The following is an 18,703-nucleotide window of genomic DNA, read 5'->3' as shown; positions in this document are numbered from 1 at the left end:
ACAGAACCGCCCTCCCCTTGGAACTGACAACTTAAGTCTGCCCGACCGCAGACGGCCCTCCCCTTCCCCAACTTCAGGCCGCTTGGGTAGCAGCCGCCCACGCGGCCTCGGCATGGCCTCGCAGGATGCGAAGGCCAGGTCGGGAGATCAGATGGGGTTGGAGGTTGAAGGCGTTGTAGATTGGGCCGTGGGCTGAGAGGAATCTCTGGGCAGAACCCTGCGACTTGAACCGTTGCTGCTTCCGTTCTCGCCGTCGAATGACAAGGTGCGAGTTCTCCGCCCGATTGTTCTCCCGCGTTCCACCAGGTCGGTGACGGCCTTGAAGATGCAGGATTTTCATCGCCGCTCGATACGATGCCAACTTATCGGTGACGATGACTTCGGGGTGGATCCCGGTGTTACGAAGCAGACGGCGCAACAGCTTCAGCGCCGCGTGTTTGTTCCGCCGCTTCTGAACCAGGACGTCCAGAATCTCGCCCTCGTCGTCGACCGCCCGCCACAGATACATTCTCCGCCCACCGATCTTCACGACGGCTTCGTCCAGATGCCAGCGGCCCGTCGGCCGCGCTCGTCGCCGTCGCAAATTGGCGGCGATCAGCGGCCCGAACTTGATCACCCAGCACCGGATCGCCTCACGGCTGACCTCGATTCCGCGCTCCGCCATCAGCTCCTCGACGTCACGGATGCTGAGCGTGAACCGGAAATACCAGCGAACCGCCTGACAAATGATCGACCCAGGGAACCGGTGACGCTTGAACGATATCGGCTTCATCTCGCCTCCGGCCTAACCACCTGACTGGAGACATTTTATCGTTAGACTGTCAGCACCCTGACAGCACCGTCGGCTCCGATGGCGTGGCCCGACCGGCGTCACCAGTCGAGGCGGAGGCCGATCAGGGCTGTGGCGGGAGCGGCCCAACCCTTGACGCCGGTCGCCGTGGCGGAGACCTCGACCTCGGCGTCCAGCAGGTTGGCGACACCGGCATAGGCGACGACGCCCCGGCTGACGCGCCAATCGATCCGGGCGTCGACCACGGCGGCGGCGTCCAGCACGCGGCTGTTGAGGTCGTCGTCGAAGCGGCGGCTCTCGTAGCGGACGTCCAGTGCAATGGAAGCCCGTCGGCTCGCGCGCCAGTCAAGGCCGCCCGTCACGCTCCAGACCGGGGCCTGGGCCGGGCGCAGGCCGGTCAGTTGCGGCGCTGCGGCGCCGCCGTCGACCTCAGCGTCGGTCGCCGAGGCCGCCAGCCGGAGGTCCAGCCGATCCGTCGTCCATGAAACAGACGCCTCGACGCCCGTCGCCTCGATACGCCCGGCGTTCTGGCGCTGGCGCAGCACCCCGCCCGCCGGCACGAACCCGGCCTGCGGCAGGGCGGGGATGATGCCCGGACCTTCGCCCAGGGTGACGTTCACGATGACATCTTCGACCCTGTTCCGGAACAGGGTCAGCACGGCGTCGGTCCGCCCGCCGGCCAGCCGCCCGGACCAGGCCGCGCCCGCTTCCAGACCCGACAGACGTTCCGGCGCCAGGCCGGCGTTGGCTTCGGTCAGGTCGTTGCCGACGCGGAAGGGGCGATGCAGTTCGTTCAGGGTGGCCGGCCGGAAGCCGGTATAGGCCGCCGCCCTCAGGGCGTATCCGCCCGACAGGCTGCGTCGGACCGCGAGCCGCCCACTGGCCACCTGATCGCGGCGATCGGCATAGGTTTCGTCCAGTGTCGCCAGACCCGTGGCGAGGTCCGTCTCCAGGCGATGGCTGTCCGTATTCTCCCACTGGTCGAGACGCACGCCGCCGGCCACCAGCCAGACGGCGTCGCGCCATGAGCTCTCCAGATAGGCGCCGACGACCGAGGCCTCTCCGCCCGCCTTGCGGTCGCGGGTGAAGACGCCGTTCATGTAGCGGAACTGCTCCTGCGTCTCGCCGGTGCTGAGGCGGGCGTCGGCGCCCGCCTCCCATTCCCAGACGCCGGCGGCGACGTCGTTCTCGCCGCGCACCGCCAGATTGCCGCCCCAGCCCTCGGCCGGCGTGGCGTATTGGCGCGACGCCGGAGTGGTGAAGGCGCGGCCGGCGTCGACGGCGGCCGAGCTGTTGGCGAAATCGCTCTCCCTTCTCCAGACCTGGGCGCGCCAGCCGGGGGCGCCCGGGCGTGGCGAGCGCGACGCCACGGCCGACAGCACATGTCCGGACGCTGCGGATCGCGTCGCCGCCAGGCCGGATCCGCGATCCTCGTCGTAGGCGCCCGCACGCAACGACAGGCGGGTATCTGCGTCGGCGGCGACGTCGAGCCGGACGGCGGCGCCGCGGGCGACGAAATCAAGCCGGGTGTCAGCGGTCCCGGCCGCCGCGCTCCGCACCGGCGCATAGCCCGCCGACTGATCGGACAGGGCGGACGTCGTCAGGGAGAACCGGCCGGACGTCAGGGTTCCGGCGGCCGACAGACGGTAGCCTTCGTCGTCCCGCGTGGAGAAGTCGAGCCGCCCCCCTCCGCCATCCCGCTCTCGCAGGGCCACGACCCCGGTCAGGGCTCCCGCGCCATAGGGGCCGGCGCCGGCGCCGCGCACGACGTCGGCGGAGCTGACGGCCTCGGGCGCCAGTTGGGACCAGAGCACCCAGCCGCCGAAAGGGTCGTTCATCGGAACCCCGTCCAGCAAAACCAACGCTCGCCCGGCGCCTGACGGCGCAACGGCGCGCAGCGACAGGCCCTGGGTCGTCGGATTGGCGGACAGACTGGACGTGCGCCGGAACAGGGAGACGGCCGGAACCCGGCCCAGGACCTCGTCCAGCCGCTCGGCCCCCTCCAGGTCCTCGGCCCCGAGGCGGACCACGGCGAAGGCCGCATCCCCCGCCGCCGGAGGCAGCCTCGCCGCCGTCACCACCACCTCCGGCAGGACGGCGGAGGGCGCTGGGGGCGGAACGTCCTGAATCATGCGGCGGCTTCACATCCATAGGCGACAGGGGCTGCGCCGGCCTGCCTCGCGAGAGAACCCGCTGCCGGGCGATCGCAAACCGAACGCGAGGGGTCATAGCAGCCGCAGGCCCGCGCCTGAACTGCATCGCGGTCAAGAACACGAAGCCACAGACGCGACGTCTCAACCAGCCCCTCGTCCTCAAGAGACCTGAGATGGCTGCGGACCAGACGCTCCTGCACGCCCAGGGCGTCCGCCACCGCATGGGCCGTCACGGTGATCGGCCCACCGCCCCCGCGGTCGTCGTTTCGAACCAGCCATTTCGCCAGGCGAGGCCCGGCGCGGTGGCGCAGGTTGCAAGCCGAATTCTGCGCCAGTTCACGCGCCAACCGCGCACCGTAGTCCGCCAGTGCGTCGGCGACGCCGCGTCGCCGTCCGGCCAGCGCCTGGAGGCTCGCCGGATCCACGGCCAGGCCCTGCACGTCCGAACGCGCCATGAGTCGGAAGTCGCTCAGCGGCTGGCCCGACCAGCCTCCCGTGACGCCTTCGCTTCCGATCACAAAGACCTCGACGGTTTCGCCCTCGTCGATCGGCACCGTCGCCGCAATCGTGCCCGAGGTCACAAACAGCACGGATCGCACCGGCGCCCGACCGGCGACCAGCATCTGTCCCTTGCGGTAATGGCGTGACTGGGCGATCGCGCAGAGTTCATCCCGGTCGGAGGCGCTCATGGTGGCGAGCAGCGCGTTGGATGTAGACAGACTGGACATGGCTCCCTTCCTGAAGACTGGGTCTCGACAGCTCAATCGACGTCAACCTGCGGATCCACGCCGAAGGTCCAGGACGTCGTCGAGCGAAACTCCTGGCCGGGCCGAAGCTCGGTGGACGCGAAATGCGGTTGATTGGGGCTGTCGGGCAGATGCTGGGTTTCCAGGGCGACGGACGCCCCCGGCGGAAAAGGACGGCCGACATCACTGAGCAGGCCAGGGCGTGAACTGTTGGAGACGAAGACCTGGATGGACGGCTCCGAAGTTCTCACCTCCAGGACCCGACCACTGCCGGCCTCGGTCAGTCGGGCGGCGACCGCCTGCGGATCACGCGGGAAGGTGTCGAGAACATAGGCATGATCGAAGGTCGGCAGTTGGCCCTCGGCCAAGGTGGGAGCGTTGACGCGCGGCGCCGCGAAGCGAGGATCAAGAGCCGCCTGCGCCAGACTGCGCAGCGACTTCGGTTGATTGAGATCGAGAGGGGTGTCCTGCGTCGCCACCAGAAGACCATCAGGAGTGTTGGTCTCGTCCTTGTGAGCGATACGGTCGGCCGACATCGTCAGTTGGTGATCGTAGACCGGAACGGCGCTGTCGCCGCTCAGATTGAAGTAGATGTGGTTGGTGAGATTGAGGACCGTGGGCGCATCCGTGGCGGCCGTGAAATCCAGGCGCAGTTCGTTCGCATCGGTGAGGGTGTAGGTCGCCGTGACCCGCAAGGCGCCGGGAAAGCCCTGATCTCCCGCAGGGCTGTCAAGTTCGAAGGATACGGATGCGGCCTCGCCCTGCACGACGGAAGCGGACCACACGCGCGTGGAATAGGTTGGAGGGCCGCCGTGCAGCGTCACTCCGGCGGCGTTCTGCGTCAGGGGATAGTGGACGCCGTCCAGCGTGAATCCACCCTTCAGCCTGTTGGCGTAGCGACCAATGACCGCGTTTGCATGACCGAGCGTTTCCCAGGCCGAAAGATCGGAAAAACTCATCACCACATTGCCGAACTCGCCCTTGCGGTCCGGCACGTTGATGGCGGCGACGGTGGCGCCGTAGTCGAGAATGATCGCGCTTGCGCCATGCCCGTTGCTCAGGGTGAAGGCCCTGACCTGACGGCCGTCTTTGGTGACGCCGTAATCAGCGACCGAAACGTCTCCCGCCTGCGCCGAAACGCCCGCCGCCATTGCGATCAGGGTGCATATGACGGCGCGTGCGGCCAGGCGTGCGGGACGAGACTCGCCCGCGCCTGCACGACCTGTTTTCCGCTCGGCTTCCTGCATGTTGGGACTCCCGATTCCCTGTCGTTCTCTCGTTGGCGTCGGCAAAGACAGCCGCCGCATGCACACGTTGACAAAACTTTTTGACGCTGGCTACAATCGTTTGCATAAACATGACGGAAACGCGGATCAATACGCTTTACTGGCGCAATCGTCGGTCGAGCAGTATCCGACCCACGCAGATCCGAACCATAACAGTGCATCGCGCCCGAATTCCGGGAGCGGATGAAAAGGGAGACTACCTTGCTCAAGACGTTCAACGATTTTGAACGGCGACCCGATCTGCTCGCCCGCTTCGACGCCCTTCTCCCTTCCTATTCGATCTCCTGCATCTTCGCCGACGTCATGTATCGACAGAATGTGATGACTTCGGCCATCAAGCCCCCGTTCAAGGCGAAAGCGACGGGCCAGGCCATCACTGTGCAGCTGTCCGGCGGCGACCTCGTGGACCCGCTTCGCGCTCTGGAAATGGGCCACCCTGGAGACGTTATCGTCGTCAACGCCGGCGGCGATCCCGAGACGTCCGTCTGCGGCGGCCTGATGGGCGGCCTCGCCAAGAACCGCGGCATTCGCGCCATGATCGTCGACGGCGCCGGTCGCGACATTGATGAGCTGGAAGATATCGACTGGCCTATCTGGACCCGAGCGATCACTCCTCGCGGCACCCACACGATGTTCTCCCAGCGCAAGGAAGAGCTGTCGATCAACGTGCCGATCGCCTGCGGCGGCGTGGTGGTGAATCCGGGCGACTTCATCGTGGCCGACACCATCGGCGTCGTGGTCGTGCCGCTCGACAAGGCCGAGGAGATGCTGGAGCTGGCCGCCGAACAGGCCGAACGCGAACAGCGGACCCGCGAATGGGTCGCCAAGGGCAAGACGATCGAGGACCTGCTGGCGGAGTTCGGCAGGATCTGACCCGCCCCTTCCCATCACCCAGCGACAAGCGCCGAGAGGCCGGTCATCCCAAGGGGGATCGCGTGAAATCCGCAAAAATCAGACGTATTCAGACGATGGCGCTCACCCTTCTGGTGATCGCCGGCCTGATCAACTACCTCGACCGCAGCACCCTATCGATCGCCAACAAGTCGATCAGCGAGGAGATGAACCTGACGGCGGCCCAGATGGGCCTCCTCCTGTCGGCCTTCTCCCTCCCCTACGCCTTCGCCCAGCTGCCCATGGGCGTCATGCTGGACCGTTTAGGCAACCGGGTCATGCTGGGCGCCGGAATGCTGCTGTGGTCCGTGGCGCAACTGGCGGGCGGGCTTGTTCAGTCCCTCAATCAGTTCTTCGCCGCGCGTTTCGTTCTCGGTGTCGGCGAGGCGCCCCAGTTCCCGGCAGGAGCCAAGGTGTTCGGCGACTGGTTCGCTCTCCATGAACGCGGCCGCCCGACCGGAATCTTCGTCGCTTCGACCACCATCGCACCGGCCCTGGCGCCGCCCATCCTCACACTGCTGATGCTCCACTTCGGCTGGCGCGGCATGTTCATCATCATGGGCGTCATCGGCATTCTGGCCTCGATTGGCTGGTACGCCCTCTACCGCGATCGCCGCGACGTGAAGCTGGAGCCCGAGGAGATCGACTATCTGTCGGGGGTCGAGCGGTCAGCCAGCGACGAGAACCGGATGACCTTCGCCGAGTGGGGCGGGCTGTTCCGGGAGCGGACCACCTGGGGCATGCTGTTCGGCTTCATGGGCGTCATCTACATGGTCTTCCTGTATGTGACGTGGCTGCCGGCCTACCTGCAGCAGGAGCGCGGGCTCAGCATCGCAGAGTCCGGGTGGGTGCTGATGATCCCGTTCATCGGCGGCACCTTCGGACAGCTGTGCAGCGGCGTCGTGGCCGACAAGCTGCTGGCTCGCGGGATGAGCCCCATAGTCAGCCGGAAATGGCCGATCTGCATCGGACTGGTCTTCGCGGCCGTCTTCACCGTGCCGGCGGCGTTCACGCCGAACCTGGTGCTGGCGATCACCTACCTCACCCTGGCGATGTTCTTCGTCAATCTGGCCAGCGGCGGGTCGTGGGCTCTGGTCAGCGTGGCGGCGCCGCGTCGTCTGGTGGCCTCGCTGGGCAGCATCAAGAACTTCGGCGGCTACTTCGGCGGCTCTGCGGCGCCGCTGGTCACCGGCATTGTGGTGGATCAGACGGGCTCGTTCGTCATCGCCCTGCTAATCAGCGCGGTCGTCTCCGTCATCGGCGCGCTCGCCTATCTCTTCGTGGTCAAGAGTCCGATCGCAGATCCGGCCGACCAGACGGCCTCGGCCTGACCCCTACGTCATGCGTGAACCCAAAAGCCCAGGAGCGGCCATGACCGACCTTTCACGACGCAAGCTCTTCGCCGCCGGCGCCGCCGCCGGTCTGGGAGCCGCGGCAGGCGCCGCATCTCCGGCTGCGGCCTTCGCCCGCTCGCCCGCGTCCGCATCTGCAGCCGCTGTCCAGTCGACCGGCGCCGGAGGCAGGGCCCAACTCCCGGACGTGTGGGGTCAGGATTTCCTATGCCAGTGGAGCCCTCCCGCCGACCTGAAGCGTGACCTGACGCCCGGCTCGTCGAAGATCCGCCTTTCGTCGCAGGTCAATCCGCGCCTGACCAACGCCGAGGGCGTCGACTACGAGACCTATTTCAGAAACCTCAGCGCCGACGGCTGGACCGCCGTGGAGGCCGCGTCGAACGCCTGGCTCAGCCGCAAGATGTCCGAAAGCGAAATCCGCGAGCTCAAGACCCAGGCCCAGGCGCACGACGTCGTCTTCTATGGCCTGCATTGCGCCGGCAACATCATTGCGCCGGATCCCGACGCCGATCGCTGGCAGCGGCATATCATCGATTCCGTTCATGCCGCGGAAGAGATGGGCTGCGAGCTGGTGCTGACCCACGCCGGCAGCATGTACGCCAACCGCAACTGGGCGCATCCGCAGAACTGGAGCCGCGAGGCCTGGGAGCGGACCGTCAACGCCCTGAAACGCATCTGCCGCGACACGGCCGGCAGCAAGGTCTCCATCGCCATTGAGGCCGTGAACACCGAGAGCGTCAACAATCCCTGGGCGCACGCCCGCCTGCGTCAGGACGTCGGCGATGAGCGGATCACGGTCGGCCTCGACATCACCAACATGGTGCACCCGGGCGTGGCCTTCCGCATGACCGAACTGATCGAGACGACCTTCGACCTGCTCGAGGATCAGATCTCCTACGTCCACGCCAAGGACTTCGCCTGGAACGCCATGCTCCCGGGCATGAACTGGGCCATGAACGGTACGGGGAATATGGACTATGAGATGTTCCTGGTTCGCCTCAGCCGCCTGAAGCGCAATCCCTACATGCTGGTCGAATTCCTGACCGAGAATGCGGAATACGCAGAGGCGCAACGCAATATCCGCTCGATCGCCGCCAAGGTCGGCGTCGGCATTCACGGCACGCAACCGGCCTAAGGAGACTGAACATGCTGCGCATCATCGCAACCGCCCTCAGCCTCGCCCTGCTGCCCGCCATGGCTTCGGCGGCGGACCTGACCGGCGCGTGGGTTCGCGACAACTCCCAAAGCGACACCGTACCCAGCTCCATGTACTGGCTGACGCGTGGCGTCGACGCCGGCGGGACCCGCGGCCCTTCCGGCCAGGCCGTCGTCATCGAGCTGGAACAGACCGCCGCCGGCCTCAAGGTCCGCGACCCGGCCCGTCCGGAACGCAACTATGTGCTGGACGGGGTCGCCCGCACGGTTCCGGCTGACACGGGTGTGACCGAGGCCTCGGTGACCGCGACCAAGGTCGGCGATGCGGTCGTCGTCCGCACGCGACAGCCGTATGCGGGACTGCCCGGCAACATCGAGGTGACGGTCGAGGAGACATGGACCCCGTCGGCCGACGGCCAGAGCGTCACCCTGACCACGATCCGCGAAACCCCGGCCCGGCGGGACGCCTATACTGAAACGTTCAAGCGGCAGTAGAACGATCGAGAAAGGCGGACAGCGCGCATGACGACCGGCTTCGACGAGGTTCGCCGCCTGGCCGAAGCCGGGCGGCTGGCTGAAAGCCTGTCGCTCATGCACCGGCTGGCCGAGCAGGATCGCGATCCCGACGCCCTGATCACCCTGGCCGACTTCTACTGGCGCGGCGGACCGGTCGAGCAGAACCCGAAGAAGGCGCGAGACATGTTCCGCCTCGCCGCCGAGGCGGGCCATCCCCATGGCCGGATGTTCCATACCAACCTTCTCGCCAACGGCGTCTTCGGTGAGCGGAACTGGCGTGAAGCACGCGAAAGGCTGGTCGGGGAAGCCTCGCTCTCTCCAGACCGGAACCGGGCCGTCAGATTGCTGGATGCCATGGATCTGGACGATGAGGGCGATCCTCAGGGCCTCCCCGAGGGCGACCGCATGTCCTCAGATCTCGACGTGCGTCTGTTCCGTGCGCTTCTGACACCGGACGAGTGCGCCCATCTGCTGGCCACGGCGGAGCCGAGATATATGCGATCGACGATCCATGACTCGCGGGGACGGGAAACGCCGCATCCGCTCCGAAGCTCGGACGGAGCCCCGATTCACTGGCTCATCGAGGATCCGGCCATCCAGGCCCTGAACCGACGCCTGGCCACGGCGACGGGCACCGAATACCGCCAGGGCGAGCCACTGCTGGTGCTGCGCTACGCGCCAGGTCAGGAGTATCGCCGTCACTTCGACGCCCTGCCAGGCCTGGACAACCAGCGCGTGGTGACCGCCCTGGTCTACCTCAACGGCGGCTACGAAGGCGGCGAGACCGCCTTCCCCAAGCTCGGACTGGCGGTGAAGGGCCGACCGGGCGACGTCCTCACATTCCGCAACACGGCCGCCGACGGGTCAGCGGACCCCCTGTCCGAACACGCCGGCCTGCCGGTGACGTCCGGCGTCAAATATCTGGCCAGCAGGTGGATCCGGGGCCAGTCTCATATGCCAGTGTAGACCTTCCGCCCTTAGTCCGTGACAGGAGAATCGGATGACCGACGAACGCCGCAGGATCCCTGCCCCCGCTGTCGACCTGTACACCCGCTTCATTCATGGCGAGATCGATCGAAGAGCTTTTGTCCGCGGAGTCAGCCGCTACGCCGTCGCGGGCCTAACGGCCTCGACGATCATCGAAGCCCTGATGCCGAACTATGCGCTGGGCCAGCAGGTCAGTCGCGAGGACGAACGCATCCGGGCGGACTATGTGACCATTCCCACCGAAAACGGACACGGCTCGATCCGCGGTTACCTGGTTCGCCCGTTCAGCGCGGACAGCCGTAGCGCCACGCCGGCCAAGCTTCCGGGCGTCATCGTCATTCACGAGAACCGGGGTCTCAATCCACACACCGAGGACGTCGCGCGCCGCTTCGCCCTGGCCAACTTCATGGCCTTCGCACCGGACACGCTCACCTCCGTCGGCGGCTATCCCGGAGACGACTTCAAGGGCGGCCAGCTGTTCGCCGGTCTCGACCGCGAAAAGATGACGCAGGACCTCGTCTCTGCGGCCCGATGGCTCAGGGCCCGTCCTGACTGCACCGGCAAGATCGCCTCGACAGGCTTCTGTTTCGGCGGCGCCCAAACCAATGCGCTGGCGGGCATTCTCGGTCCTGAACTCGCGGCGGCCGCCCCCTTCTACGGCGGCGCGACGCCGTCCGCAGCGGTCGGCAACATCCGGGCGGCGGTGCTGATCCACCACGGGGCTCTCGATACGCGGTTGGCCGAGGCCTATCCGGCACAGGAAGCCGACCTCAAGGCGCACGGAGTGACCTACGAGGGCCATCTCTGGCCGGAGTCCGTCCACGGCTTCTTCAATGACGCCACCCCCGAGCGCTACAATCCGAGGACGGCGGCCCAGGCCTGGGATCGCACGATCGAATGGTTCAACACCCATACCCGGGACAGGGCCGCCTGAATCCGGATCAGACCATCCGACGCAGGACGCCGTCCCGGCGCACCAGCCCATGGTACAGGGCCATGGCGATGTGGCCGACGATCAGCGCGAGCAACGTCCAACCCAGAAGACCGTGCAGCGCGCTGCCCAGCTCGACGAGAGCGGGGATCTCTGGTCGGCCCCGCTCGATCAGGGTCACCCCATAGACCACCAGGCCGCGGCCATTTCCGGCTGAACGGAGGATAGCCAGCGTCGGAACGGCGATCATCAGGGCGTACATCAGGAGGTGTCCGATGGTGACGGCCCGGCCGCCGAGCCAGAGGCCGCTGTGGTCAGGACGGGACTTCAGATTGGCCAGGGCCCAGACGCCGCGAAGGAAGACCAGCACCCACAGGGTGAAACCCACCGAATAGTGCCACTTCCAGAAGAAGCCCTCGATCGGGGTGTCCTCTGCGAAGAGGTGCAGGCCGGCGCTCGTGAACTGCCAGACGAACAGGATCGCCATGATCCAATGCAGCGCCTTGGCCACCAGGTCATACTTTTGGACCTTCGGCGTATCCAGATACTCGATCATCGCCCCCTCCTCTGTGGGTCTCTACGGCTTGGGATCAGAAGGTTTTCCGCACCCTGATCAGGAAGAACGGATCAAAGGCCGCGCTCCGGCGCTCGACAACGCCGATGTCTGTGAGCGACCGGGCCGCAGCATAGATTTCACGCGTGCGAGTGCGTTCTCGCGAAGTGAAGTTCTCCAGCTGGAAGCGGATGACCATATCAGGGCGTGGCTGATAGTCCCAATAGACCTTCCACCATCCGCCCTGATCCAGCGACTGGATCTGGCGCAGCCGGAACGACCGCTCCGAGTACGGCAGGTCGCCCTCCAGCACGAAGCTGGATTTCCACGCCGGCACGTCGCGCGACAGGAGAAAATCTCCCTCGAATGGACGCTCGCCCGAGATGCGCCTCTCCTGACCGGTGACGGGATCGATGACGGATGACCAGCGCTGGGCCCCATTGAACCGCAGCAATCCGCCCGAAATGCCGAAACGATCCAGCGGGACAGTGAGACTGAGCCTCAGCTCGTCTCGCGTGCCGTCGCCGATGTTGCCCGGAGCGTCGAACTTTCCATCAACCGGTATCAGATCGACCACCTGCTCGACCTCATCGTGTCGGTAGGTCAGCACCAGCGCGCCTCGCTCCCAGAACCGCCGCTCGAGAGCCAGTTCGACCACATTGGCGAGCTCGGGCTCGAGATCCGGATTCCCGGCGCTGACAAGGCCCTCGCTGGCGTCGCTGGATGCGGCGAAGTCCTCGAAATCCAGTTGACCAACCTCGCGCTCCAGCCGAAGCCGGAGTTGCAGCCCCGACGCGACCTCCCATGCCGCCATCAGGCGCGGCTTGAAGAAGGACAGCGACTTCTCCTGCTGCACATCGCCGCTGAGCGAGATCGTCGAGGTTTCGAAACGACCGGAGAGTTCAAGATCCAGTCCTGCGCCCGACGACCAACTGCCGAGCACACCGGCCTCCCCTCGCGTCTCCTCGACCAGAACGTTGGCCGCCGGCAGGGCGACCGGCGCCCCGCCGGAGGTCCGTTCGGAAGCGACGTCGAGGGAGTTGAACGCACCCTCGGCGGTCAGTTCCAGCTTGAAACCGCCCTGGGCCTCATAGGTCGCGGTTCCGCGGCCCACCGTTTCTGAGGCTACGGACACCTCACGGCTGAACTCCACGGGCTTGCGACCCATTTGCGCGGCGGATTCAGCGTCACGTTCATATGTGCTGACGACGAGGAACTCCGGAGACCAGCCCCGGATGACCGGCGCCTCCCAGGCCGCGCTGAGTTCGCCTCCGTTGGTCTCGCTGTCGATGACGTTCCGGTCGCGCGCAGCGCCGGCGGGGGAGCGCTCGATGTCATAGGTTTCGTTCCGATCATTCTTGATCGAGGCGAAGGCCCCATTCAGCCGGAAAACCTGGTCGCCTGCCGATATCTCCGCCGCGAGGCTCGCCTCAACCTCTCGCGTCCAGTAGTCGGTGGCGAAGCGTCCATCTTCGACCGCCGCGCCCGACAGGGTGCGGACCGAATAGGCGCCCTCGCCGGAATCCGGCTGCATGCGTTCGTTGCGCGCGGACACGGCGGCTTCAAGAGACAGGGAGTCCGACCGCCGGCTCGCCTCAACCCTCAACATCGGCCCGGCGTCGCCATCGGGGTAGGCCTTGATGAACGACTGAACGGCAAGCGTGGAATAGGCGCCGCCGCGCCGGATGATGTTCACGACCACCGGTTGCCCCTGCATGTCGATGCCAGGGGCGCTGCCTCGAATGAGGTCGATGCGCTCGATCGTGCCGGCAGGGATGCGCTGCAGATAGTTCGAGAGACTCACCGATTTCACCGGCGGCATTTGGCCGTCGACCAGGACGTTGCCGGTCGCGCCGGACAAGCCGCGCACATCCGGGTCCGTATCGATCATGGTGAAGCCGGGAACCCGCCTCACCATGTCCAGGGCTGTGCTGGGACTGGCGTCGGCGAAGAAGCCTGCGGGGAAACCGAGTGCTCCGGACGGCAGCTCGATGGGGGCCGAAGAGGCCTGTCCGGCCACCTGTGCGAAGGCGGAGGGCGCCGCCGACATCAGCAGGCCAGCGTACGCGACACCCACAGCCAGGGCGCCGAACCGTCGGCCCAATCGGACGGGTTTGGCCCATCCGTCATCGGCTCCGGCGGCTTTGGTCGCCAGAGATGTCGTCCCCAGCTGCATCACATTTACCGGCGGGGCCGGCTCGGTAGGGCGAAGGCGATATAGGCGTTGCGGGACTCGGTCTCGCCGCCTCCGGCGCCGCCGCTGTGGCCGGCCCCCTCAGCCGCCAGACCGCCGCCGGCGCGCGGCGCAGGGGCCGGCTGCGGTCGCCCGCCTCCGCCACGACGCGCAGAGGCCGCGATCACCACATACTGGCGGCCGTTGGCCATATAGACCGCCGGCGTCGCCTGGCCCGCAGCGGGCAAGGTCGTCTGCCACAGGAGGCGGCCGGTCCGCGTGTCGAACACATGGAACTTGCGATCGGCGGTCGCGCCGATGAACAGGAGGCCGCTGGCCGTCACCACCGCCCCGCCCGTATTCGGTCCACCGAACTCGGGCCCCAGATCCTGAACCGTGCCGAACGGAATGCGCCAGCGGTACTGGCCGGTGTTCATGTCGATCGCGCTCAAAGTGCCCCAGGGCGGCTTCACGCCGGGATACCCGTCGGCATCGACGAAGTTCCGGTTGCCGTTGGAAGTGTAGACCGTCCGCGAGGGCGCAAAACGGCCTTGCAACGAGACGCCTGCCCGCGTGGCGGTGGGCGAGTCCTGGCCCGTCTTCAGATACGAGATCAGGTTCGTCATCGTGGCGGCGGGCATGGTCGAGAAGGCCGGCATCCGACCGCGCCCGTTCTTGAGGATCGTGGTCAGTTCCTCGTCAGTCCGGTCCTGCAAGGCGTCTATGGCCGGGACATCGGGGGGAGCGCCCTTGCGGTCGGCGCCGTGGCATGCGGCGCACTGCTGCTGATAGGCCGCCTCGCCCACGCCGGAGCTCAGGAGGCTCTTCGCTTCGACGATCCGGCTGATGCCGGGCACGTCAGTGGCGTTGGCGTAAATCGTCCCCGCCGGATCGGCCGCCATGCCGCCCCAGCCCACGCCGCCGATGAATCCGGACAGGATGAGAGTGTCCTTGCCGATGGTCATGGGGACGAACTGACGACCGCCGCCGTTCAGACCCAGCCAGACGCCCCGCGCCCAGGCGGCGACATCCGGCGTGCGCTCGGACATGTCGCTTTCGGACACGGAGGTGCGTGACAGCGGCCGGGGAAGTCTCGGGACCGGCTGGGTTGCGGCGGCGCGCTCGCCGGGAACCGTGCTGGCGGGTACAGCGACCTCATCCACCGGAAACAGCGGCTCGCCGGTCACCCGGTCGAGAAGGTAGATGTAGCTGAGCTTGTTTGTCGCCGCGACGGCGTCGATCTTGCGGCCGTTGTGGGTCACGGTCAGCAGCACCGGCGCCGAGTTGAAGTCCATGTCCCAGAGATCATGGCGAACGGCCTGGAAGTCCCACAGCCGACGACCGGTCCGGGCGTCCAGTGCGATGATGGAGTTGGCGAAACGGTTGTCGCCAAGTCGCGCAGCACCATAGAAATCGTCCGCCGCAGACCCGGTGGCGACAAAGACGATGCCGCGCTCGACGTCCACGACCGAACCCGTCCAGGCATTCGCCCCGCCCTGCGTCAGGTACGCATCGACGGGCCAGGTATCCGCGCCCTCCTCGCCGGGATGCGGAATGGTGTGAAAGGTCCAGCGCAAGGCGCCGGTCCGCACGTCATAGGCGCGGACGTCGCCGGGCGAAGAGGGCGTGCTTTCGGACACGCGCCCGCTGACGATGTAGGAGTCCTCGAACACCGTTCCCGGCGTGGTGATATACATGCCGTTCTGGTCGGCGGGGCCACGCAGGTTTTCCTGGACGTCGATCCGGCCGTCCTTCCCGAAGGACGAGATCGGTTGACCGGTCTTCGGATCGAGGGCGTAGACGTAGTTTCGCGTGGAGAACAGGAGGCGCAGGCTGTCGCCCTCGCCGTGAGCCGCCAGGCCCCGGATCGGCTGGCCCGCCGGGAGCTTCGGATCAAAGGTCCACTTCCACTCGCCGGTGGCGGCGTCCATGGCGTTCAGCTTGCCGCTGGGCGACGGGCCGTAGAGCACGCCGTCGATCACCAGGGGCTGGGACTGCAGCCCGCCTTCCTCCAGCGGGAAGGTCCAGACCTGTTCCAACTCGCCGACATTCTCGGCGGTGATCTGGTCAAGCGGCGAATAGTGCGAGCCTTCCGGCCCGCCGTTGTAGAGCCAGTCGGTCGAGGTCGCGTCCTGGCGCACGCAGCTCATGCACAGAAGGCTGGCGGCGATCGCCGTCACGCTCGTCAGCCGCATGTCAAAGCCGCGTTTGCTCTGCATAAAAATTCAGCCTCGAAAAAAGTGCGGCGGCGAAGGCGGGCGGTCAGCTCCGTCTCCACCGCCGCTGGGGAGGATCAGAAACGCACGCGCGCCCCGACGGTGAAGAACCGGCCGATGGTGTCTTCGCCCGGCAGGAAGCCGCCGAAAAGCCCCGGAACGCCCGAGGGTCCGCCGACAGCGCCATAGGGGGTGGGCTGACGATCGAACAGGTTTGAGACCGTGAAGAACAGGTTGGTCCTGTTCAGGTCGTACGACACGGTCAGATTGGTCGTGTGGTAGGCGTTGAGGTGATCGTTCTCGTAGATCAGCGCCTCGTTGGCGTTGAAGCGCGTGCTGGCGTTCCAGCGGTTGCGCGCGTCAACCGACCAGTTGCCGATCTGGTACTTCACGAAGGTGGTCACCCGCCACTCAGGCAGGCCGGCCGCGCCGGCGGCGTCCTCCGGTCGCTGTCCCTCGAACTGCACCGTGATCAGTTCGGGCTGGTACGCCGCGAACACGCGGGTCGACAGCGTGCCGCCCCAGAGATCCATCGAATAGTTCGCCTCGATGTCCACGCCCTTGGTCGTCAGGGTCTGGGCGTTCTCCGGCCGCGAATAGAAGGCCGTGGCGAAGTTGGCGGCCGAGCGGTCGCTGAAGGGCAGCGGGCGCTCGATCAGGGCGCAGAAGGACGACGTGCCGTTGGAGGCCTCGCAGATGTTCTGGATCGTGATGTTCTGACCCTGAATGTTGACGATCGCGTTGCCGATTTCGATGTCGTAGTAGTCAAGCGACAGCGAGAAGCGCGGAATGAACGTCGGGCGCAGCACCATGCCGACAGTCAGGGTGTCGGCCTCTTCCGGCTGGAGGTTCGGATTGGGGTCGGTGATGAACCTCGACTGGCCGACGATTCCGGTGTGCACGTCGGTGGCGCCGGCCGGATTGATCAGGCGCGGGGCGAACAGATCATTGAGGTTGGGCGCCCGGATGTCACGCGAGCGCGTGGCCCGGAACCGCAGGCTGTCGTTCACCACCCAATCGCCGCCGACCTTCCAGGTGGTCACCGCCCCGCTGGTGTCATAGTCGGTGTAGCGCACCGCACCGTTCAGGGTGATGTCCTGGGCGAACGTCAGGTCGCGTACGATCGGCGCCTCAAGCTCCATCGCCACTTCGCTGACGGTCTGGCTGACCGGCGTCCGGTCGCCACGGACGTTCGACTGCCAGATCAGGGTGTTGGCGGCGCAGTTGTAACGCAGGCCGGTGCAGGTCGCGCGATCCGGCTGCGCATTGCTGACCAGCTCGTATTCCAGCTTGCGCCATTCGAAGCTGAACGCCGTCTGGAAATCGCCGGCCGGGAGAGAGAACGGCGAGCCGGCGATCGTGCCGCCGATGTTGTTCATCTCGGTCGTCGCGACAAACCGCGTCACGCCCAGGACATAGTCGAGCGCCGCCTGGCTCTCGGAGGTCGGTCCGAACAGGTTCAGCGGAACGCACCCGGGATAGAGGCCCGGATTGGTCAGGGTGACGTTGCAGACGATCGAGCCGTCCGGGGCGCGCACCGCATCCAACGCCGCCGAAAGCCTCATGTTGTTGGGGTTGGCCCTGTTCTGCGTCGCCTGCTCGTTGCGGCTGTTGACGTAGGAGACATCCCACCGCCAGCGGCCCAGCTCACCCTCGAAGCCGGCGAAGGCCATGTGGCTGGTGTTGAAAGTCTCCGACGACTTCGGCGGCGCCTGGGTGACCAGCTTCGAGAAGGTGAAGGTCTGTGCCGGCGTCATCGTGGCCTGGTACTCCGGCGCCAGGAAGGCGTTCCGGGAACTCATGGTCACATTGCGGAAGTCGGTCGTCTCATGATGGTTGAAGTTGTGCCCTTCCATGTAGTTCGCCTGGGCGAAGAACCGGACCTTGTCGGTCACATCAAAGTCGAACCGACCGTAGAGCAGGTCTGACTGATACTGCGACTGAAGGGACGCATTGTAGAAGTAGCCGCCGTCGCCCCCGCTTTCGACGGTGCTCGCACCGGTCGGCGTTCCGTGCTGGAACGGGCTGAGGACGCCGTTGGTGCGGAACACGCGGTCCGCCAGCGGCCCGCTCCTGATCAGGCCGAAGAAGCTGGTCTGGTTCAGCCGGCTGTTCTGCACCAGGCGATAGGGATTGGCGGCGGTGCCCGCTCCCTGAACCGTATAGACCTTCTGCCCGAATTCGCGATCCAGCTTGGTGAAGATGCCGGGGCTGTTGAAGTATTCGTAGCTGCCCATCAGGTGGCCGCGATCGCCCAGCACATCCATGCCGCCGGCGATGCCGAACTTGTACTCTTCGCCGTCGCCATACTTCGAAACGCCGTAGTGGGCGTCGATCTTCAGGCCGTTGTAGTCGCGGTCGGTGACGAAGTTGACCACGCCCGCGACAGCGTCCGACCCGTAGACCGCCGAGGCGCCGCCGGTCACGACGTCGACGCGTTCGAGCAGCATGGAGGGAACGAAGTCAGCGTTGACCTCGCCCGTGGCCGAGGTCGGCGGAACACGCCGCCCGTCGAACAGCACCAGGGTGCGGGTGATCCCGACGTTGCGCAGGTTCAGCACACGGGCCGAGTTGTTCTGCGAGCTGTTGCCCGGCTGGGTGGTGGGGCTTCTGCCGCCGGAGAAGACGGGCAGTTCCTGAAGCGCCTGCACGACGGTGCTGGGCGTGGTCGTCAGCAGTTCCTGCGTCGACACGACCGTGACCGGCGTCGGGCTGTTGTTGCCGTTCCGGATGATCCGCGAACCGGTGACGACGATGTCTTCGACCTGGCTGCTCCCGGTGTCCTCCTGCACGGCGTCCTGGTCGACACCTGCTCCGACATCCTGCGCCGGCGCGAACGCGAGAGCCGATGACGCGATCGCCAGGCTGCTGACCCCGGCGAGAAGACTGGCGGTACGTTGGATAGTCCTGTTCATCTGCTCCCTCTTTTCTTGCTGGTCGACTGTACGCCGATC

At 66.4% G+C, this 18,703-nt stretch carries 14 protein-coding genes; 6 read left to right on the top strand and 8 right to left on the bottom strand.

Annotated features, from left to right (window positions below; genetic code table 11):
* Window positions 1-73 precede the first annotated feature (73 nt).
* From ACO2Q1_RS02315 to ACO2Q1_RS02300, 4 genes are all read right to left on the bottom strand, one after another.
* Window positions 74-772, bottom strand: coding sequence for an IS6 family transposase (locus tag ACO2Q1_RS02315; protein WP_423327931.1), 699 nt, complete (start codon window positions 770-772; stop codon window positions 74-76).
* Window positions 773-870: 98 nt separating this feature from the next.
* A complete protein-coding gene (locus tag ACO2Q1_RS02310) occupies window positions 871-2,922 on the bottom strand; it encodes a TonB-dependent receptor (RefSeq protein ID WP_423327930.1) in 2,052 nt (683 codons plus the stop codon).
* Entirely contained in the window at window positions 2,919-3,671 is a 753-nt protein-coding gene (locus ACO2Q1_RS02305) for a Crp/Fnr family transcriptional regulator (RefSeq protein WP_423327929.1), read from the bottom strand. The genes ACO2Q1_RS02310 and ACO2Q1_RS02305 overlap by 4 nt, the downstream gene beginning before the upstream one ends.
* Before the next feature lie 32 nt (window positions 3,672-3,703).
* Window positions 3,704-4,936, bottom strand: a complete 1,233-nt coding sequence (locus tag ACO2Q1_RS02300; RefSeq protein WP_423327928.1) for an aldose epimerase family protein — start codon at window positions 4,934-4,936, stop codon at window positions 3,704-3,706.
* A 240-nt stretch (window positions 4,937-5,176) separates the two neighbouring features.
* Between ACO2Q1_RS02300 and ACO2Q1_RS02295 the strand changes: the two genes are divergently transcribed.
* The 6 genes from ACO2Q1_RS02295 (at window position 5,177) to ACO2Q1_RS02270 (ending at window position 10,810) form a co-directional block, all read left to right on the top strand.
* Window positions 5,177-5,848, top strand: a complete 672-nt coding sequence (locus ACO2Q1_RS02295) for an RraA family protein (RefSeq protein ID WP_423327927.1) — start codon at window positions 5,177-5,179, stop codon at window positions 5,846-5,848.
* Between the two features lie 95 nt (window positions 5,849-5,943).
* Window positions 5,944-7,197 carry an MFS transporter gene (locus tag ACO2Q1_RS02290; RefSeq protein WP_423327926.1) on the top strand — a complete coding sequence of 418 codons (1,254 nt, stop codon included), beginning with the start codon at window positions 5,944-5,946 and terminating at the stop codon, window positions 7,195-7,197.
* A 40-nt stretch (window positions 7,198-7,237) separates the two neighbouring features.
* Entirely contained in the window at window positions 7,238-8,353 is a 1,116-nt protein-coding gene (locus ACO2Q1_RS02285; protein ID WP_423327925.1) for a sugar phosphate isomerase/epimerase family protein, read from the top strand.
* An 11-nt stretch (window positions 8,354-8,364) separates the two neighbouring features.
* Window positions 8,365-8,868: a hypothetical protein gene (locus ACO2Q1_RS02280; protein ID WP_423327924.1), complete on the top strand. Its 504-nt coding sequence runs from the start codon at window positions 8,365-8,367 to the stop codon at window positions 8,866-8,868.
* A gap of 27 nt (window positions 8,869-8,895) precedes the next feature.
* On the top strand, window positions 8,896-9,855 hold the full coding sequence (locus tag ACO2Q1_RS02275; RefSeq protein WP_423327923.1) for a 2OG-Fe(II) oxygenase: 960 nt from the start codon (window positions 8,896-8,898) through the stop codon (window positions 9,853-9,855).
* Between the two features lie 34 nt (window positions 9,856-9,889).
* Complete coding sequence (locus ACO2Q1_RS02270; RefSeq protein WP_423327922.1) at window positions 9,890-10,810, top strand: dienelactone hydrolase family protein; 921 nt, start codon at window positions 9,890-9,892, stop codon at window positions 10,808-10,810.
* A gap of 7 nt (window positions 10,811-10,817) precedes the next feature.
* Here ACO2Q1_RS02270 and ACO2Q1_RS02265 read toward each other — a convergent pair whose 3' ends face one another.
* The 4 genes from ACO2Q1_RS02265 to ACO2Q1_RS02250 all read right to left on the bottom strand — a co-directional run bounded on the left by ACO2Q1_RS02265 (window position 10,818) and on the right by ACO2Q1_RS02250 (window position 18,664).
* Window positions 10,818-11,363 carry a cytochrome b gene (locus tag ACO2Q1_RS02265; protein WP_423327921.1) on the bottom strand — a complete coding sequence of 182 codons (546 nt, stop codon included), beginning with the start codon at window positions 11,361-11,363 and terminating at the stop codon, window positions 10,818-10,820.
* A 34-nt stretch (window positions 11,364-11,397) separates the two neighbouring features.
* Window positions 11,398-13,536, bottom strand: coding sequence for a TonB-dependent receptor plug domain-containing protein (locus ACO2Q1_RS02260; RefSeq protein WP_423327920.1), 2,139 nt, complete (start codon window positions 13,534-13,536; stop codon window positions 11,398-11,400).
* Between the two features lie 5 nt (window positions 13,537-13,541).
* Window positions 13,542-15,752 (bottom strand): PQQ-binding-like beta-propeller repeat protein, encoded by a 2,211-nt coding sequence (locus tag ACO2Q1_RS02255; protein ID WP_423327919.1) that lies wholly within the window; start codon window positions 15,750-15,752, stop codon window positions 13,542-13,544.
* A 74-nt stretch (window positions 15,753-15,826) separates the two neighbouring features.
* On the bottom strand, window positions 15,827-18,664 hold the full coding sequence (locus ACO2Q1_RS02250; protein ID WP_423327918.1) for a TonB-dependent receptor domain-containing protein: 2,838 nt from the start codon (window positions 18,662-18,664) through the stop codon (window positions 15,827-15,829).
* Between the last annotated feature and the right edge of the window lie 39 nt (window positions 18,665-18,703).

The sequence above is a fragment of the Brevundimonas sp. VNH65 genome (genome assembly GCF_049445955.1).
GTDB lineage: Bacteria > Pseudomonadota > Alphaproteobacteria > Caulobacterales > Caulobacteraceae > Brevundimonas.
Note: the sequence above shows the minus strand (reverse complement) of the source record. Positions and strands in the feature narration are given on the sequence as shown.

Excerpts from the sequence above, each read along its gene's own strand:
- ACO2Q1_RS02315 (WP_423327931.1), bottom strand. The coding sequence starts at position 772 with ATGAAGCCGATATCGTTCAAGCGTCACCGGTTCCCTGGGTCGATCATT.
- ACO2Q1_RS02310 (WP_423327930.1), bottom strand. The coding sequence starts at position 2,922 with ATGATTCAGGACGTTCCGCCCCCAGCGCCCTCCGCCGTCCTGCCGGAG.
- ACO2Q1_RS02305 (WP_423327929.1), bottom strand. The coding sequence starts at position 3,671 with ATGTCCAGTCTGTCTACATCCAACGCGCTGCTCGCCACCATGAGCGCC.
- ACO2Q1_RS02300 (WP_423327928.1), bottom strand. The coding sequence starts at position 4,936 with ATGCAGGAAGCCGAGCGGAAAACAGGTCGTGCAGGCGCGGGCGAGTCT.
- ACO2Q1_RS02290 (WP_423327926.1), top strand. The coding sequence starts at position 5,944 with ATGGCGCTCACCCTTCTGGTGATCGCCGGCCTGATCAACTACCTCGAC.
- ACO2Q1_RS02285 (WP_423327925.1), top strand. The coding sequence starts at position 7,238 with ATGACCGACCTTTCACGACGCAAGCTCTTCGCCGCCGGCGCCGCCGCC.
- ACO2Q1_RS02280 (WP_423327924.1), top strand. The coding sequence starts at position 8,365 with ATGCTGCGCATCATCGCAACCGCCCTCAGCCTCGCCCTGCTGCCCGCC.
- ACO2Q1_RS02275 (WP_423327923.1), top strand. The coding sequence starts at position 8,896 with ATGACGACCGGCTTCGACGAGGTTCGCCGCCTGGCCGAAGCCGGGCGG.
- ACO2Q1_RS02270 (WP_423327922.1), top strand. The coding sequence starts at position 9,890 with ATGACCGACGAACGCCGCAGGATCCCTGCCCCCGCTGTCGACCTGTAC.
- ACO2Q1_RS02265 (WP_423327921.1), bottom strand. The coding sequence starts at position 11,363 with ATGATCGAGTATCTGGATACGCCGAAGGTCCAAAAGTATGACCTGGTG.
- ACO2Q1_RS02260 (WP_423327920.1), bottom strand. The coding sequence starts at position 13,536 with ATGCAGCTGGGGACGACATCTCTGGCGACCAAAGCCGCCGGAGCCGAT.
- ACO2Q1_RS02255 (WP_423327919.1), bottom strand. The coding sequence starts at position 15,752 with ATGCAGAGCAAACGCGGCTTTGACATGCGGCTGACGAGCGTGACGGCG.
- ACO2Q1_RS02250 (WP_423327918.1), bottom strand. The coding sequence starts at position 18,664 with ATGAACAGGACTATCCAACGTACCGCCAGTCTTCTCGCCGGGGTCAGC.